Origin of the sequence: Hymenobacter psoromatis (assembly GCF_020012125.1) — a bacterium.
GTDB classification, from domain to species: Bacteria; Bacteroidota; Bacteroidia; order Cytophagales; family Hymenobacteraceae; genus Hymenobacter; species Hymenobacter psoromatis.
Genome location: NZ_JAIFAG010000001.1, coordinates 2,779,663 through 2,796,547 on the forward strand (window position 1 = coordinate 2,779,663; position 16,885 = coordinate 2,796,547).

Consider the following 16,885-nt stretch of genomic DNA (forward strand, 5'->3'; position numbering starts at 1 on the left):
GCAGCCGGCGCTGCTGAAGCGCAGATTTTGTCGGTGCAGGTAAGTACCGCCCCTACCAGTGCGCGCGGCGCAGCTTTTCGGGCTCCAGCACCCGGATATTCTTGGGCGTCAGTTCAATCAACCCGCTGTGGTTAAACTCGCTGAGCGTGCGAATCAGCGACTCGGGGGCGGTGCCCACCATCGCTGCCATGTCCTCGCGGGTGAGCTGAATGGTGGCCTCGGGGTCGGCGGCCGTGGGCTCGTAGAGGCGCAGCAGCGTGTCGGCCACGCGGCGGCGGATGGAGCTGTAGGCCATTGCCAGCAGCTGCTGCTCGCGCTCGCCCACGCGGCCCGCCAGCAGGTGAATAAACTGCTGGCTGACCGCCGGATTACGCAGCACGAGCTGCGAAAAATCATCCTGCGGAATGTAGACCAGCTCCGAGTCATCAACGGCCACGGCCGAGTCGGTGTGTGGCGTTTGGCCCAGCAGCGCCAGGTAGCCGAAGAACTCGCCGGGGCCGTAGAAACCGGTAATCAGCTCCTTACCCCCCTCAGTGGTTTTCACGGTTTTGACGCGGCCGGACTGCACGAAATACACCCGCGTGGGCTCGTCGCCTTCCAGGTACACGTCCTGCTTGCGGCGCAGGGGGTGGGCGCGGCGGTCGGCCGAGAGGCCGGCCAGGTTGCCCACGGCCTGGGCGTCGTCCAGAAACTCACTCAGGCCACCGGCTTGCAGGTCGTAGTCGGGCTTGAGGTGCTGGAAGCGGTCGAGGCGGCCGCTCACGGCGCTCAGCAGCTCATTCTCGCTGAAGGGCTTGGTGAGGTAGTCGTCGGCGCCCAGCTCCATGCCGCGGCGCTGGTCGGCGCGCTCGGTTTTGGCGGTGAGGAAGATGAACGGCACGCCCGCCAGCTGCGGGTTCTGGTTGAAGATGTGCAGCACGCCGAAGCCGTCGAGCACCGGCATCATAATGTCGCAGATGACCAAATCGGGCCGGGCGGCCAGGGCCTGTTCCACGCCAATTTTGCCGTTTTCGGCGGTGTGCACGGTGTAGCCGGTGAGCGTGAGCAGCTCGGCCGTGTTTTCCCGGATGAACGTATCGTCCTCAATCAGCAGAATCGTTTTCATAGGGAATGGTGACGGTGACGGTGGTGCCCTGGCCCAGCTTGCTGCGCAGGGCAATGGTGCCCCGCATCATTTCCAGGTACTTGGCAATGATGTAGAGGCCCAGCCCGGTGCCGGGCACGGTGCTGACGTTGCGGGCCCGGAAAAACCGCTCGAACAGGTGCGCCTGGTCGGCCTCCGAAATCCCTACCCCCTGGTCTTCCACGCTCAGCACCAATTGGTTGGCGTGGCAGCTGGCCCGCACCGTCACCACCGCGTTGTCGCCCGAATACTTGAGGGCGTTGGAAAGCAGGTTGACCAGGATTTTGCGTAGCAGCGACGAATCGAGGCGAAACGGGTCGGGGCACTCGACCAGGCGCACGAAGATTTGGCCGGGCTTGCGCAGGCTTTCCACGTCGGCCAGCGTTTCGGTGAGCAGCGTGGTCAGGTTGAGGGTAGTGGGGTGCGCTTCCATCGTGCCTTCCTCGATGCGGCCCACCGAAAGAAACTCTTCCAGAATGGCGTTGAGGTGGTTAACGGAGGCTTCGATGCGCGCCAGGTGGCGCAGGCGCTGGGCCTGCTGGTCGGTGCCGGGGTACTTGCCGATGAGCGTGGCCGAGGTGAGCACGGCCGTGAGCGGGGTGCGAAACTCGTGCGAGGCCATGCTCACGAAGCGCGACTTCAGCTCGCCCAGCTCCTGCTCGGCGGCCAGGGCCAGGGCCAGCTCCCGGCCGCGCTCTTCCAGCTCGGCCAGGGTGCTGAGCAGGGCCTGGGTGCGGTCGGCCACCTTTTGCTCCAGCTCGGCGTTGAGGCGAGCCACGTGCTGATGCTGGGCAACCAGCTCCTGCTCGGCGGCCTGCTTGAGGCTGATGTCGAGGATGTAAGCCACCACGTACAGCTCCTCATCGAGGTAGAAGTAGCTCAGGCTCACTTCTACCGGGAACACCGAGCCATCCTGGCGCTGCCCTTGCAGCACGCGGTGCAAACCCATGCTACGCACCTGCGGGTTTTGGTTGAACGTTTCGCGCAGCTGCTCGTGGTGGCGGCCGGCGGCACCGGGCACCAGCACTTCGATGCGCTGGCCCAGCAGCGCAGCCAGCGAGTAGCCAAACAGCTCCCCGGCCAACTCATTGGCCGACACCATAGTACCGGCTTTATCACAAACGATGATGCCGATGGTGGCATTGGCAAACACGGCCTCGAAGCGGCGCACGCTGTGGGCCAGGTCGCGCTCGGCCCGTTGCAGCGGGCTTTGCTCGGTGAGGCACACGAGGAGCGAGGCCCGGCCCGCGGCCTCAAAATACGTGAGCCGCATATAGGCCAGAAACGGCTCGCCGGTGTGGCGCCGAATGGTGGTTTCCTGCTCGTGGTGGCCTTCGCGCTTGGTAAGCTCGCAGAGGTCGTGCCACTCGGCCACCGTCCAGGGCGGCAAGCGTAGCGAGTGGTCGGGGTCAGTGAGGAAGGCTTCTTCCGAGGCGTAGCCCAGCAGCTGCACGGCCATGGGGTTTACCTGCGTGAACCAGCCCACCTCCACATCATAAATACCCACAAACTCGCGGGAGTGGGTGTAGAGCAGATTGGAGAGAATGGTGGTATAGGCAGCGGAAAGCATGGGCGGGCGCAGGATAAGCAGAAGGCGCAAGGCGGCACTTCATGCCCGTCAAAGGTCGGCGGTAGGCCGGCGGCTACCCATGACGAACGTCAGGTATTTACCGGGTAGCCGTCATGCCGCCCGCCCGCATGGCCCCATAGCTTTGCGACCCTACCAGCCGGAATGGGAAGCTGCTTTCGCATGGCGGGGCCAGCTGGCTAAACTGCTCACCTTTGGTGGATTGGATGCGACTGCTGTTAACCTTGACTCAAATCAATATGCTAAATTTCAGTCATTTAAGCAACCAAAATCATGTTGTTGGGCGTAGTGCGGCACTAGTTTTGCCGTTATCTACGTATTCTGCCGCTACCCTCTTCGCCATGCCCATCCCTACCCCCACTCCAACTGCTGCCCTGGCCGCCGATGCGGCAGTGCTGCTAGTGCTGCTGCCGACGGAGGGCACGGCCCCGCCGGTGCGGGCGGCTACCCTAGCGGCCCTCCAGGCCTTGCAGCAGCGGCTGGGCAGCGCTATCCGGGTGCTGTCGGTGGATGATGCCAGCCATCCGGCGGTGGTGCAGAGCTTCCAAGCAACCAACTTGCCGGCCTTCGTGCTGGTGCGGCGGGGCGTGGAGCTATGGCGGCAGCAGGGCCTGCCCGAAGGCGAGTTTATCGTGGCCCAACTGCTGGCCCAGCTCGCCCTACCCCCTGCCGGGTAGGCAACCCGCCGGGTCGGCGCGCTAGCTCGACTTTAGAAGTGAATTAAAAATTTGGTGGTCACATTTTTAATTTGTGATTTATCATCTTTAATTCACCTCTAAGCAGTAAATTTCCTTAGAAGTCGTCGTAGCCTAAGTAAACCGGGTCCCTTATCGAACGCCGTGCGTAGCTTCACCAATAGTAGGTGCTACGCCGGCCAGGCAGGCTATCCTCCACCAGTGGGTTTTTATTCACTTATTGCCACTATGGGCCTGTTCCACCTCATTTACCACAGCCAGGGCCAGCAGCCTTTTGACACGCCGGCCCTGACGGCCCTGCTGCTGCAGGCCCGCGCCTTCAACCGCGAAAACCACCTCTCGGGCCTGCTGCTGCACGCGCCCGACGACCGGTTTTTTCAGCTTCTGGAGGGCGAGGAAGCCACGGTGCGCACGCTCTACTACGACCACATCGTGCCCGACCCGCGCCACTACAATTGCCGCCTGGTGGGCGCCGGGGCCTGCGCCGAGCGCAGCTTTGCCGACTGGAACATGGGCTTCCGCGTGGCCAACGCCCAGGAGCTGTACGCACTGCTGGCCGCCGGCACGCCCCACTCGCTGGTGCTGTTTGCCCCCCAGCCCCGCGTGCGCCCCGAGCTGCTGAAGCTGCTGCTCGATTTTGTGGGCGACCACGAGCCGGAGTCGCTTAACTATCCGTAATCGTTTGGCTGTTAGACCCGTCGCGTAGGGTGCGGGGCTTGCCCCCGCCCGTCGTTGAACGGAATCGGTGGCTTGACGCGAACATCCGGGCGGGGACAAGCCCCGCACTCTACTTCGTGATGAATACGAATAGAAGCTGCGGTTTGTCACCCTGGGGCCTGATTTCCGTCATGGGAGCCGCTTTAGGGCCGGCGTAATCTTGTGGTGTGCTGCTCGCACCGCGCCCGCTAGGCGGGCAGGGCGGGTTTCTCATGGGTCCCTACCCCCCCTTTTGGAAGCAGCACGGCCCCGGCATCGCTAGTGCCAGGGCCGCCCGTGCGCACCCTCCCCAGCTGCTTTTTAGCGAATTACTACCGATGCCCGACTTCGCCAATTTCTTTCAGGACCAGGCGGAAGCCAGCGCCCACGTTCAGTTCGTGTACGACCTGGCGGCGGGCCGCCTTATCTTCGTCAACGCCGCGTATGAGCAGGTTTTCGGGGGTACTTGCGGGCTGGTGAATGCCGAGCTGCCCGACTTGCTCCAGCGCTTGCACCCCGACGACCGGGCTTACCTGGCGCACTACTGGGCGCGGTGGCAGCAGGGCGCGCCCGCCAACGAAGTGGAAGTGCGCCTGCTGCACGCGGGCCAGCCGCACCAGTGGTTTTGCCTTACCCCCTCCTACCAGCCCGATGCGCAGGGCCGGGTGCTGCTCGGGGGCACCCTGCGCGATACCAGCGTGCTGAAGCGCTACCAGGAAAACGCCGACCTGTTCAACAGCCGCAAAAACGCTACCCTCGAAATTCTATCGCACGACCTGAGCGGTGCCTTTATTTTGGTGCAGCAGATTGCCGAATTTCTGCGGGAGGAAGTGACCGCGCCGCTCCATAGCCGGGTGCCCGAGATGCTGGGCGTGCTGGAAACCACCAGCCGCGACAGCGTAAAAATGATTCGGGACCTTATTAATATAGAGTTCCTGACCTCGGCCAACACCGACCTGAAAGTGGACCGCGTGGACGTGGGGGCCGTGCTGCGCGTGCCCCTCGACCAGCTGCAGACCGGCCAGCGGGTGCTCGGCCACGCCTTCACCTACACGCTGCCCGCCACGCCGATATACGCCAACATCGACGTCAATAAATTCACGCAGGTGCTCATCAACCTGGTCGGCAACGCCTTCAAATTCACCCCCGATGCCGGCCTCGTGGCCGTGCACATCGAGCCGGGCCCCGGCATAGTCCGCATTCGCGTGGTAGACGATGGCATCGGCATTCCGCTGGCCATGCAGCCCTATTTGTTTGAGCGCTTTACCAAGGCCCGCCGGCCGGGCCTGCGCGGCGAAGCCACCACCGGGCTGGGCCTGGCCCTGTGCAAAACCATCGTGGAGTGGCACCACGGCCACATTTCCGTGGCCAGCCAACCGGGCCAGGGCAGCACGTTCACCATCGAGATTCCGCGGGCCGAAACCGTGGACACGCCGGCTTTGGTGGGCGCGGTGGAGGTGGTGGGGTAGGGCTGGGTGTCGCCCTCCGCGTTCACCCAACCCGCCTGCCCACCGCATCCAACCCAAGCTTTCCCCCTTAAAACCAACCCGTTATGCGCAGGAAAATGATTGCCGGCAACTGGAAGATGAACAAGACGCTGCCCGAGGCCACCGCCCTGCTCACGGCCATTGCAGAAGGTCTGCCCGCCGACGCGGCACCCGGCGTGGCGGTGGTAGTGTGCCCGCCGGCGCTGTACCTGGTGCCGGCCCTACCCCTGCTGCGGCCCGGCAGCGCGGTTTTGCTAGGCGCGCAAAACTGCGCGCAGCAGGCCGCGGGGGCCTACACGGGCGAGATTTCGGCGGCCATGCTGCACTCCGTGGGGGTAACCTACGTGGTACTGGGGCACAGCGAGCGGCGCCATTACTTCGGCGAAACCAATGCGCTGGTGGCCGAAAAAGTACGTCTCGCCCTCACCAACAAGCTACTACCTATTTTTTGCTGCGGCGAGTCGGCGGCGGTGCGCGCCCACGGCGACTACCTCGGCTTTGTGAAAACCCAGCTCAGCGAGAGCCTTTTCCATTTGTCGGCCGAAGCGTTCGGGAACGTCGTGGTGGCCTACGAGCCGCTGTGGGCCATCGGCTCGGGGAAGCCGGCCACGGCGGCGCAGGCCCAGCAGGTGCACGCCGCCCTGCGCCAGCACATTGCCCAGCGCTACGGGGCCGCGGTAGCCGCGGCCACGCTCATCCTATACGGCGGCAGCATTACGCCGTCCGATGTTGACCCCTTCCTATGCGAGCCTGATATCGACGGGGCTTTGGTGGGCGGGGCCTCGCTGCACGCCCGCGAGTTTATTGCCTTGGTGCGGGCCGCGCAGCGGGCCGTGGCCGGGCCGGCCGTGGTGGCTGCACCAGTTGCCTAAAACCGGGCAGCACAAACGAGGGTAGCCGGGATGTAGCCTTGGTTAGAAGCCTAGTCCACATGTTACATGGGCTGCTGGGCAGAGCGTATTTCCTGCTTCAGCGTGAGCAACGCGCACAACCCAAAACGTAGGGCCGCGCCCAGTGCCTCGTCGGCGAAATTAAATTTGCCTTTTAGGTTGATGTGGCCCCCGGCTCCTGGCCGTGGGAAGCTGCAAAAAGCCGTGGCCGTTGCTGTGGGCGTGCGGCGAGCTTGCGCCGTTTATCCGGCATGAGAATGCTATTCTTTGCAGGTATGACTCGTAAAATACACGTCTTACTTCTGTGCGCCTAGCCTCCGCCCCAAACGCCCTACTTGGCGGAATGCGCGTTGATAAAGTGCACAATGGGCCCCCAGTAGGGTAGCATATGTGGTTTGTACAGGTCGTTGTGGCCGTAGTGGTCGAACGTGATGAATATTTTAGGCGATTTAATGGCTGCGTAAAGCGCCTGCGCGTCGCTAAACAGATTCACGCGGTCGTTTCGGCTATGCAGCAGTAGAATGGGTTGCGTGACCCGTTGCACGCCAACTGTATTATCGTAATACACAGGGAAAAGGGCCGCCACCAAGGGCGACAATTGGCCGCGCTGCTCGCTCCATTGTTTCATCGAAGCGAAGGCATTGCAAATAATTACCCCTTTGATAAGGGGTGAATCAATCGCGGGGTAGAGTTGGAGCATCACGGCGTTTCCGACGGAGTGCGCCAGCAGAAATACGTTTTCCGTCTTTGGGTGCAGCAGTTGCAGGGTATCCAGGATGGTTTTTACGTCGCCGCCCACCTGGGCCAGGTGGGAGCTTCCTTGCGGGCACAGGGTATCGGCCAGCGGGCCGTAGTCGAAGGAAACCGACGCAATGCCGTTGCTGGCCAGGTACTGCTGAAAACAAAGCCATTCGGACCGGTTGTCCCCCCGCCCGTTAAATAGCACCACGACGGGGTGCGCACGGGACTTGCCGGGCGCTGTTACTATCCAGGCTTTAACAGTTCTGCCGCGCTGGGTAAGGGTCAGTTCGCGGTACTTCAATCCGATGGCGGAAGGGCGGGTAGGCGCCGGAGTTACCTGGAGCGTGATGCGGTCCATCACCTTTTCAGTGTAGCGCTGAAAACCAAGGTACGTTCCGCCTAGTATGGCAAATAAGACAACGAGCACAACCGGTAGTTTTTTCATCTTGAGACGGGAGCTACCTGAAATAAAGGGTTGTTGCACAACCAAGAGAAACCCTGCGAGCCGATAACTACCCATTTTGGTTGCTGGGGCTACAGCACCGTAAAAGCACAAACCAGCGGTCGTATCACTGAGCGAATGTGCCCTGCTAGCCCTGAATGCAGTGTTTTGGAGCGTAGCGGCTGCGTTTGAAAGCGCTTCGCTTAACTTCTGCATCAGGCTTTTAACTGAAGCCAGGGCTACGCCTGTTCGGCCTGCTGCTTCAGGCGCGCCAACCAGCGCTTGATGGAGGAATCCAGCCCTTTTTGAAACACGGGCTGGAGCAGGCTCACCAGCCAGCCTTCCATGCTTTCTTTTACCCGCACCGCGGTGCTGCCATCCGGCTGGGCGGTGAGGGTCCAGTTGTGCACGGCAAACGACCCGAACGCCCGGCCCGACCAGCCCAGAGCGGCGTTGGGCTCGACGGTGTGCAGGGTCGAATGGATGAGCAGCCCGCTGGTTTTCCAGTCGAAGCTCGTGCCCGGCTGCAACGGGCCGTTCAGGTGCGGGCGGCTGATGTCGGGCTGCCAGGCGGCCCACTGGTTTACCCGGCTGAGCACCTGCCAGACCTTCTCGGGCGGGGCGCTGATGCGGATGGTTTGGTCGGTCTGGGCGGGGGCAGCGGGGTTGGGCCGCGCCGCCGCTGGGTACACACTAGTTTTTTCGGCAATAACTACGGCGGCGGCTACGGCCCCGAGGGCCAGGGAAACACACGCGAGCTGTTTCGGATTCTTTTGCATGGCGGAAAGGAAAAGCTGGGGTGAGGGAAGCGACCGCGGGGAGCTCTAAAAACTTAGCGGGCCACCGGCACGGGGTCGCCGGCAAACGCCGGGGCGTAGTCGCGGGCGAAATCGGCGAAATTCCGGGGTGCCCAGCCGGTGGCCTCCTGCACGCCGGTGGCCACGGTGGCGGCCTCGCCGCGGTGGTAGTGGGCGTAGTCCTCGATGAGCCCCTCGGCCTGCCAGGCGGGCAGGTGCATACCCCGCAGCGCCGCGCACATCTCGTCCGGCGACACGTCGATGAACGCGACGGGGTGGCCCAGGGCGGTGCTGAGCTGCGCGGCCATCTCGGCGTGGGTCAGGGCGGCAGGGCCGGTCAGGTCGTAGGTTTTGCGCGCGTGGCCGGGCTGGGTGAGCGCGGCCGCGGCCGCGGCGGCAATGTCGCGCACATCCACGACGCTGATTTTTGCGTCGCCGATGGGGGCAAAGAACTTGCCTTGCTGCGCGATAGCATCCCGAAAGCTCAGCAGGCCCTGCATGAACAGGTTGGGCCGCAGAAACGTGTAGGCCAGGCCGGTGGCCCGGATGGCGGCCTCCACCGCGGCGTGGTAGCGCAGGAAGCGCACCGGCGAACCCGGCGTGGCCGCCCACTGCGACTGCTTGACGAGGTGCCGCACCCCGGCCTGCTGCGCCAGCTGCACGAAGCGCAGCTGCTGCGCCTCGGCCTGTTCGGAAGAGTTGGTGAGCAGAAACGCCCGCTCCATGCCCGCCAGGGCGGCCATCACAGTTTCGGGCTGGTCGAAGTCGCCGACGGCCAGCGTGGCCCCTGGCAGCGCGGCCAGGGCCTGGGTCGCCGGCTCGTGCCGGTGGCGGACCATCGCGCGAAACGGCACGCCCTGGGCGGCCAGCAGCTTGGTCAGCTCGGTGCCGATGCTGCCCGTGGCCCCGGTGATGAGAATGGCGGGCGTAGCGTCGGGGGCCGAATCGGAGGTTGAAGCAGGAGGATAGTTCATGAGCAAAAGAAGCTGAAAGCGGGTTTTTTAAAGCCAGAATACCTTTAGAGCGGTTTTCAAGCCGTTGTTCACTTGCTACTTAACTACCCTTATTTTCCGAAAGGGAAAAGAGGTATTTACTAGGAAAAATGAACGAGAGGCCGGCACCGCCCGGCAAGGGCGGTGCCGGCCTCTCGTCTGCCAAGCGGGCCGCCTAGGCCACCGGGGCGAGGGCTGCTTTTTTCACGCCCGGCCCCTTCGCGGCCGGGGCCGCTTCCAGGCCCAGGCGGAACACGCGGTTGCTGGTCTGCCAGAACACGAGGTCGCGGTCGGCTGGCTTAGGCAGCACGTCTTCCACCACCTGGACGTGCTCCTTGATGCCGTAGGGCACCGCTCCGTAATCGGAGCCGAATACCACGCGGTCCACGCCGCACATTTCCACCGCGGCGCGTACGCCAATGGCGCTGAAGCCCATGCAATCCACCAGGATGTTGGTCTTGAGGTAGTCGGACGGCGGCCGCTTGTTGGTGTAGGGCTTGCCGGCCGGCGGGTTTTGGACCCCGTTGTAGTTGAGGTGCCAGGTGAAGTCGAGGCGGCCCAGCACGGACGTCAGCTCACCGCCCATGTGCACGACCAGCACCTGCAGCTTGGGGTGGCGGTCGAAGACGCCGGAGCCAATCATGCGGGCCGCGTTGACGGTCGAGTCGAAGGGCCGGCCCACCGCCTCGTTGAGGCGGTACTGCATGAGGGCCTCGTGCCCGAGCGACAGCATGGGGGGGTGGATGTGGACCACCAGGTCGTTCGCGGCCGCGAACTCCCACAGCCATTCCGCCTTGGGGCTGTCGAGGAACGCGCGCTGCGCGCCGTCGCCTGGAGGCCACGGCAATGGCCTTGGCCCCGCCCTGGCGAATCATGTCCTCTACGACGGGCCGGCAACCCTCTTCGAGCGCGTGGGCGTTGGCCATCAGCGCGAACTCGCCGGGGTAAGCGTCCCGGATTTCCAGGTATTCGTCGTTCAGGAACTTGAGCGCCTCGTTCGTGCTGACTTTCAGCAAATCCTGCGCAATCCAGGCCACTTCGCCGCCGTTGCTGGCCACGCTGAGGGTGACGCCCTCCGCCCGCTGCTTGGTCATGGCGTAGGCCAGGTCGTAAAACTCCCGGTAGCCGATTAAGTCCAGGGCATTGGTCTGCGGAAAGGGTTGTTTCGGGTCGTAGAAGCCGCTCGCCGCCATCTTGGCGGCGAGCTTGGGGCCGATGGGGTGCCGGTGGGTGTCGACGATGGCCCGGTATTTCGCGCCGTTGGGCGGTATCGGCGAGTGGGCGGGGGCTTTTGCGTGGCTCATGAGAAAAGGGATTAGGGGTGAACGGGATGAGAAAAATTCAAAACTCTAGGCGGCGCTGGCGAGCAGTTTGGGGCTGTTTGGTTCAACTTTCCCGGCTTGGCTTGCGGATTATGGGCCAATATTCTAACTTAAATTAGGCCCCCCGGGAGGTCGTTGGCAGTGCGTGGCGCGAGGGCCAAAATCACTAGCAAAGAACCGAGTGGTAGGCAGCAAACGGCATGCGCAACGTCAGGCCCCGGCATGACTTTCGACAAGGTTTTAGCCTGGTCCGCCCCAGGGCCTTGAACAGGGTTTCCAGGCGCTCATCGCCCAGGCAGAGGCCGTGGCAGTTGGTTTACAGCACCACGCCGTCGGCCTTCAGCACGTCGAAGGCGTAGCGCAGCTCCGCCAGGGCCCCGTCCAGGTCGGGCAGGGGCAGCGAGGCCAACAGCCCGAAGCGGCCGGGGTGCGCCTGCACCAGCTCGCGGCCCGGCTCGTTCACGCGCTGGGCCAGCGGGCGGGCGGCGTGGTCGTCGCCGAAATGCACCCCCGGCGACGAGCTGGACAGCATCGCCGTCTCGCTGCCCAGCTGGTCCATTAGGGCCAGGGCCGCGGCCGGGTTCCACGCCGGAATGGCGGGCATCCCGTCGGGCTGGGCGTGGCCGGCGGCCAGCAGCGCTTCGCGGTACGCGGGGGTGATGTAGTGGGCGTGGACATCGATGCACTAGGTGGGGAGCGAGGGTTGCATGGTCCAAAACTACCGGCCCCCTGCGCCCTTGGCATGACGAAATGGGGCCGGTAGCGTGATTTTCGTCAACCTCTGAGTGAGGGGCTGGCCCGCAGCGCAGGACAAGCAATACCGCTTGCCTGCCGCGCAAGGGGTCAGGCAAAGTGAGGCAATACCGGTATTGACCGACTCAGACGCTTAGCGTGCCTGTGCTCCGGTCAGCACGACTATTCAAATTCAGTTACGAGCCTAACGTGCAAACCTTTGCCCATTTAACAGAAGCGGAAAACGCCCACCGCACCCCGGCCGGCCCCTACCCCCTAACCACGCCCCAGCTAAGGAGGGGCGCTAATACGTACCAGGACTTTCGGCCAGCCCCACTGACTACGCTGTGAACCTGCCATGCCCCAACTTCCTCCAACGGCCGCGCCCGCTTACCGACGCTTTACCCTGAACGACTGGCAGGTACTGGCCCTCTCTGACGGCACCACCACCGCCGACCTGGACCAGGTGCTGCTCGACCACACCGTGCAGCAGGTAGCCCCCCTGCTGGAGGAAGCGGGCCTGGGCAACCCGGTCACCATTTCCATCAACGCCTACCTGCTTGACGATGGCCAGCGGTGCCTGTTGCTCGACACCGGGGCCGGCGACTTGATGGGCGCGCCGGCCGGCCACCTGCTGGCCAGCCTCGCCCAGGCCAGCTACCAGCCCGACCAAATTGATGCGGTGCTGCTCACCCACATCCACGGCGACCACTCGGGGGGCCTGCTGGCCGGCGAGGCACTGGCCTTTCCCCGCGCCCAAGTATATGTGAATGAGCTGGATGCGACCTATTGGCTGCGTGAGGCCAATCAGCCGCTGGCCCCCGCCGCCCGCCAGCGCAGCTTTGCCAACGCCCGGCGCAAGCTGCTGCCCTACCAGGCGGCCGGCCAGCTGCGGCCGTTTGCGGCGGGTGGCGAAGTACTGCCGGGGGTAGCTACCATTGCCCGGCCCGGCCACACGCCCGGCCATACCTACTACGCCCTGGCCGGGGCCGGGCCGCGCCTGGTTTTCTGCGCCGACCTGGCCCACCTCATAACCCTGCAGCTCGCCGACCCCACCATCGCCCTGGCCTACGACGTGGACCCGGCCCAGGCCGTCCGCTCGCGGCAGCTGGCCCTGGCCGAGGCCAGCGCGGCCGGCTACTGGTTGGCGGCGGCCCACGCGCCGTTTCCCGGCATCGGGCACGTTGTGGCTACTGCTACCGGCTACCGGTGGCTACCCATCGACCCGGATACTATTGCGCTGTAAAGGCAGCCTGAATTTAGGGGCGGGCATGATAAACGTCAGGTTTTCCGCAAATTATCGTCAGCGGATGGGCTTTAGGAAACGGCCAACTTTGCCAGGGCCGTCCCGCTGATTGGGGCTACGGCTGATTGCCGAACTACTCGCCTACCCCCATGAGTTCACCGAGCCACTTGCCGGCCGCCGGCGCGGCAGCGGCCCCTACCCCCCCCGTCGCCCGCAACCAGGGCCACGTGGTGGCAGTGCGGGGCACCGTGGTCGATGTCTGGTTTGCGCACGAGCTGCCGGCGATTTACGACGTGCTGCGCACCACCGCCGCGCCCCTGATTACCGTGGAAGTAGCCACTCAGCTCGACGACCACACGGTGCGTGGCATTTCCCTGGACCCCACCCAGGGCCTGGCCAGGGGCATGCAGCTGGAGACTGAGGGCCAGCAGCTTATGGTGCCGGTAGGCAAGGAAATCATCGGCCGGATGTTCGACGTGTTTGGCAACACCATCGACCACGGGCCGGCGCTGCCCCCGCTGCCCCGGCGCAACATTCACCAAGTGCCCCCGCCGCTGGCCCAGCGGCTGACTACCTCCCAGATTTTCCTCACCGGCATCAAGGCCATCGATGTGCTGGTGCCGCTGGAGCAGGGCGGCAAGGCCGGCTTGTTTGGCGGCGCGGGCGTGGGCAAAACCGTGCTGCTCACCGAGTTGATTCACAACATGGTGGGCCACACCAAGGGCATCAGTCTGTTTTGCGGCATCGGCGAGCGGTGCCGCGAGGGCTACGAGCTGTACGACCAGATGAAGGAGGCCGACGTGCTAAAAAATATGGTCATGTTTTTTGGGCAGATGAACGAGCCGCCCGGTGCCCGGTTTCGGGTGGGGCACGCGGCCCTGACCGTGGCCGAGTATTTCCGCGACGATGAGCACCGCGACGTGCTGCTGCTCGTTGACAACCTGTTCCGGTTTATGCAGGCGGGCATGGAAGTGTCGGGGCTGCTGGGCCAGATGCCCTCGCGCCTGGGCTACCAGCCCACGCTGGGCACGGAACTCTCCAAGCTGGAAGAGCGCATTGCCAATACCTCGGCCGGGGCCATTACCGCCATTCAGGCCGTGTACGTGCCGGCCGACGACCTGACCGACCCGGCGGCTGTGCACGCCTTTTCGCACCTGTCGGCCTCCCTGTCGCTGTCGCGCGAGCGGGCAAGCGAGGGCATGTACCCGGCCGTCGACCTGTTGAAGTCAAATTCTAAAATGGCGACCCCCGGCATTATTGGCGACCGGCATTATAAGCTGGCGCAGGAAATAAGGCGGGTGCTCTCGCAGTACGAAGACTTGCAGGACATCATCGCCATGCTGGGCATGGACCAGCTTTCGCCCACCGACCGCAGCCTGGTGGGCCGCGCCCGCCGCCTGGAGCGGTTCCTGACGCAGCCCTTTTTCACCACCGAGCAGTTCACCGGCCTCAAAGGCGTTGATGTGAGCCTGGAAGATGCCCTGAGCGGGTGCGAGCGGATTCTGGCCGACGAGTTTAAGGACCTGCCGGAGAGTGCTTTTTATATGGTAGGCACTATTGACGAAGTGATAAAAAAAGCCGCCGACCAGGCCAAAAAGCCGGGGCCGGACGCGCCGAAACCGGACCCGTCGAAGCCAGACCCGTCGAAACCGGACGCGTCGAAGCCGGACGCGCCAAAGCCGGCCACAGCGGCCCCACCCGCCCCGGCTCCGGCGGCGACCGCCGCGTAGCAACCAGCCTAAAAAAGAACGTCATGCTCATCTGGCGTCCGCTTGTCGAAGCATCTCTACCGCTTCGTTGAACGGCGCGGATGAAGCGGTAGAGATGCTTCGACAAGCGGACGCCAGATGAGCATGACGGACGATTTTTACAAGACAACGATTATCAATTTTTAACCAACTCTCCCCAATGAGCGATGACCTGATGCACCTGAAAGTGCTGCTGCCGTCCGAGGTTTTTCTCGATGTGGCGGAGGTGCGCCGGGTGGTGTTTGAGACGAGCGAAGGCTCGTATGGCCTGCTACCCCACCGCCTCGACTGCGTGGCGGCGCTGGTGCCCGGCATTTTGACCTACCAGACTGCAAGCAGCGCCGAGCAGTACGTGGCCGTGGACGAGGGCGTGCTGACCAAGGCCGGGGCGCAGGTGTCGGTGGCGGTGCGGCAGGCGCTGGGCGGCTCCGATTTGGCGCAGCTCCAGGCGGCGGTTGATAAGCAATTTAAGGCGCAGGAAGCCACCGAGCGCACCAACCGCCGGGTGATGGCGCAGCTGGAAAGCGGCTTCATTGCCCGGCTCGAAAAATACAAATCCACCTAGCCATGAAGCCCCCTACCCCCCCCGAAGCTGCCTTCAGCCGCCTGGTAGGCGACAAGGCCCGCCGCAAGCGCCGGGCCGCGCCCGACGATAGCCCCGTTATCTGGCAGGGCCTGAGTTTGTTTGGCACCGTGGGCTGGACAGTGGTGGTGCCCACGCTGGCCGGCGCGGCCCTGGGCGTGTGGCTCGATAAGCACGCGCCCGCCCCCGCCCCTTTGTCGTGGACCCTGACGCTGCTGCTGGCGGGCCTGGTGCTGGGCTGCGGCATGGCGTGGTTCTGGGTGAAGCAGGAAGATAAAGAAACTCCCCCCTCAAAATCAACGCCCAAAACCGATGACTGAACCCTTCCGAATGGCCCTGGCTCTGGTCACCGGCCTGGCCCTGGGCACCCTGTTTTTCTACGGCCTCTGGCTAACGGTGCGGCTAAGTCTGGCCTCCCGCGTGCCGGCCCTGTGGGTGCTGGGCAGCTTTTGGCTGCGCGCGGGGAGCGTGGGGGCGGGGTTCTACTTCGTGGGGAGCGGGGGCGACTGGCGGGCGCTGCTCGCCTGCCTGGTCGGCTTCGTGGCCGCGCGCTATTTGGTGGCGGCTGGCACCCGGCCGGCAACGCCCCCTACCCCTCCCATCCCTAGCCCCCTACCCCATGCATCTTAGCTCGGATGAAGTTGTCTTCTGGCAGCGCGGTTTTGTGACCATCAACCTCACGCTGGTGACCACCTGGGGCCTGATGCTGCTGATGGTGGGGGCCGCCGCCTGGGGCACCCGCCACCTGAAAACCGGCCTCCACCCGGCTCGCTGGCAGTGCGCGCTCGAGATAATCGTGTCGGGCATCAACACCCAAATCGAGCAGGTGGGCCTACCGCAGCCGGCCCGCTACATCGGCTTCATCGGCACGTTGTTTCTGTTTATCGCCCTGGCCAATTTCGGCATTGTGCTGCCGTACTACCAGGCCCCCACCGGCTCGCTCTCGACCACGGTGGCGCTGGCGCTGGCGGTGTTTATCGCCGTGCCGGCGTTCAGCATTTCGCAAATGGGCCTGCGCCACTACCTGAAAACCTACGTGCAGCCCACCTTTATCATGCTGCCCTTCAACCTCATCACCGACGCTTCGCGCACGCTGGCGCTGGCCGTGCGGCTGTTTGGCAACATCATGAGCGGGGGCCTGATTGTGGCCATTCTATTGAGCATCGCGCCCCTGTTTTTCCCGGTGCTCATGAGTTTGCTGGGGCTGCTCACGGGCATGGTGCAGGCGTACATTTTCGCCATTCTGGCCACGGTTTATATCGCGGCGGCCGTCACTAAAACTCCCGCCGACCAGCCGGCGCCGACGGCTGAGTAGCAGTCGGTACCAATCGCCCTGCGCGTTCACCTCACCCCCTAGCCCCCTCTCCTGCGGAGAGGGGGGACTAGTTTTAGTTTTTAGCTCTAGGCTAGCTTTTTTAGAGCTAGTTCCCCCTCTCCGCAGGAGAGGGGGCTAGGGGGTGAGGTGAACCCGAAGGGCGACTACTAAAGCATTTTCACACAAGCACTTACACACCAAAATTCCATGGACAGCATCACCACTATTGCCATGATTTCCATCATCATGGCGGGCTTCACTACCTCCATTGGCATCATAACGCCGGCCCTGAGCGAGGGCAAGGCCGTGGCGGCGGCCATGAGTGCGCTGGCCCAGCAGCCCGATGCCTCCTCCACCATTACGCGCACCTTGTTCGTGGGCCTGGCCATGATTGAATCGACCGCCATTTACTGCTTCGTGGTGTCGATGATTCTCATTTTCGCCAACCCGTTCTGGAACCACGTCATCGCCGCCCATAAATAACAGCG

18 protein-coding genes are annotated in these 16,885 nt (G+C 63.9%); 11 read left to right on the top strand and 7 right to left on the bottom strand.

Features of this window, described 5'->3' with window-relative positions; genetic code table 11:
* Nucleotides 1-52: 52 nt before the first annotated feature.
* On the bottom strand, nt 53-1,105 hold the full coding sequence (locus tag LC531_RS12125; RefSeq protein ID WP_223650549.1) for a response regulator: 1,053 nt from the start codon (nt 1,103-1,105) through the stop codon (nt 53-55).
* A complete protein-coding gene (locus LC531_RS12130) occupies nt 1,083-2,693 on the bottom strand; it encodes a sensor histidine kinase (protein ID WP_223650550.1) in 1,611 nt (536 codons plus the stop codon). The genes LC531_RS12125 and LC531_RS12130 overlap by 23 nt, the downstream gene beginning before the upstream one ends.
* Nucleotides 2,694-3,052: 359 nt before the next feature.
* Between LC531_RS12130 and LC531_RS12135 the strand changes: the two genes are divergently transcribed.
* The 4 genes from LC531_RS12135 to tpiA all read left to right on the top strand — a co-directional run bounded on the left by LC531_RS12135 (nt 3,053) and on the right by tpiA (nt 6,461).
* Complete coding sequence (locus tag LC531_RS12135; RefSeq protein WP_223650551.1) at nt 3,053-3,388, top strand: thioredoxin domain-containing protein; 336 nt, start codon at nt 3,053-3,055, stop codon at nt 3,386-3,388.
* Nucleotides 3,389-3,634: 246 nt separating this feature from the next.
* Entirely contained in the window at nt 3,635-4,084 is a 450-nt protein-coding gene (locus tag LC531_RS12140; RefSeq protein ID WP_223650552.1) for a BLUF domain-containing protein, read from the top strand.
* 251 nt (nt 4,085-4,335) lie between these two features.
* A complete protein-coding gene (locus LC531_RS12145) occupies nt 4,336-5,571 on the top strand; it encodes a PAS domain-containing sensor histidine kinase (protein ID WP_223650553.1) in 1,236 nt (411 codons plus the stop codon).
* Nucleotides 5,572-5,654: 83 nt separating this feature from the next.
* On the top strand, nt 5,655-6,461 hold the full coding sequence (gene tpiA, locus LC531_RS12150) for a triose-phosphate isomerase (RefSeq protein ID WP_223650554.1): 807 nt from the start codon (nt 5,655-5,657) through the stop codon (nt 6,459-6,461).
* 349 nt (nt 6,462-6,810) lie between these two features.
* On the opposite strand, the gene LC531_RS12155 is transcribed toward tpiA, so the two are convergent.
* From LC531_RS12155 to LC531_RS12175, 5 genes are all read right to left on the bottom strand, one after another.
* On the bottom strand, nt 6,811-7,704 hold the full coding sequence (locus LC531_RS12155) for an alpha/beta hydrolase (protein WP_223650555.1): 894 nt from the start codon (nt 7,702-7,704) through the stop codon (nt 6,811-6,813).
* A gap of 197 nt (nt 7,705-7,901) precedes the next feature.
* Nucleotides 7,902-8,441: an SRPBCC family protein gene (locus LC531_RS12160; protein ID WP_223650556.1), complete on the bottom strand. Its 540-nt coding sequence runs from the start codon at nt 8,439-8,441 to the stop codon at nt 7,902-7,904.
* A gap of 53 nt (nt 8,442-8,494) precedes the next feature.
* Complete coding sequence (locus LC531_RS12165; RefSeq protein WP_223650557.1) at nt 8,495-9,433, bottom strand: SDR family oxidoreductase; 939 nt, start codon at nt 9,431-9,433, stop codon at nt 8,495-8,497.
* 193 nt (nt 9,434-9,626) lie between these two features.
* A complete protein-coding gene (locus LC531_RS12170; RefSeq protein WP_223650558.1) occupies nt 9,627-10,298 on the bottom strand; it encodes an amidohydrolase family protein in 672 nt (223 codons plus the stop codon).
* Between the two features lie 791 nt (nt 10,299-11,089).
* Nucleotides 11,090-11,377 carry an amidohydrolase family protein gene (locus tag LC531_RS12175; RefSeq protein WP_332874878.1) on the bottom strand — a complete coding sequence of 96 codons (288 nt, stop codon included), beginning with the start codon at nt 11,375-11,377 and terminating at the stop codon, nt 11,090-11,092.
* A 486-nt stretch (nt 11,378-11,863) separates the two neighbouring features.
* On the opposite strand from LC531_RS12175, the gene LC531_RS12180 reads away from it, so the two are divergent.
* The 7 genes from LC531_RS12180 to LC531_RS12210 all read left to right on the top strand — a co-directional run bounded on the left by LC531_RS12180 (nt 11,864) and on the right by LC531_RS12210 (nt 16,880).
* Nucleotides 11,864-12,751 (top strand): MBL fold metallo-hydrolase, encoded by an 888-nt coding sequence (locus LC531_RS12180; protein WP_223650559.1) that lies wholly within the window; start codon nt 11,864-11,866, stop codon nt 12,749-12,751.
* 149 nt (nt 12,752-12,900) lie between these two features.
* Complete coding sequence (gene atpD, locus LC531_RS12185) at nt 12,901-14,481, top strand: F0F1 ATP synthase subunit beta (protein ID WP_269808159.1); 1,581 nt, start codon at nt 12,901-12,903, stop codon at nt 14,479-14,481.
* A gap of 178 nt (nt 14,482-14,659) precedes the next feature.
* Nucleotides 14,660-15,064 (top strand): F0F1 ATP synthase subunit epsilon, encoded by a 405-nt coding sequence (locus tag LC531_RS12190; RefSeq protein ID WP_223650560.1) that lies wholly within the window; start codon nt 14,660-14,662, stop codon nt 15,062-15,064.
* A gap of 2 nt (nt 15,065-15,066) precedes the next feature.
* The gene (locus LC531_RS12195) at nt 15,067-15,402 is read left to right on the top strand and encodes an AtpZ/AtpI family protein (protein WP_223650561.1); all 336 of its coding nucleotides are present in this window, start codon (nt 15,067-15,069) and stop codon (nt 15,400-15,402) included.
* Nucleotides 15,395-15,712, top strand: a complete 318-nt coding sequence (locus LC531_RS12200; protein WP_223650562.1) for an ATP synthase subunit I — start codon at nt 15,395-15,397, stop codon at nt 15,710-15,712. Before LC531_RS12195 ends, LC531_RS12200 begins: the two co-directional genes overlap by 8 nt.
* Nucleotides 15,702-16,397 (top strand): F0F1 ATP synthase subunit A, encoded by a 696-nt coding sequence (locus LC531_RS12205; protein WP_223650563.1) that lies wholly within the window; start codon nt 15,702-15,704, stop codon nt 16,395-16,397. Before LC531_RS12200 ends, LC531_RS12205 begins: the two co-directional genes overlap by 11 nt.
* 207 nt (nt 16,398-16,604) lie before the next feature.
* Nucleotides 16,605-16,880: a F0F1 ATP synthase subunit C gene (locus tag LC531_RS12210; RefSeq protein ID WP_068332147.1), complete on the top strand. Its 276-nt coding sequence runs from the start codon at nt 16,605-16,607 to the stop codon at nt 16,878-16,880.
* Nucleotides 16,881-16,885: the final 5 nt, after the last annotated feature.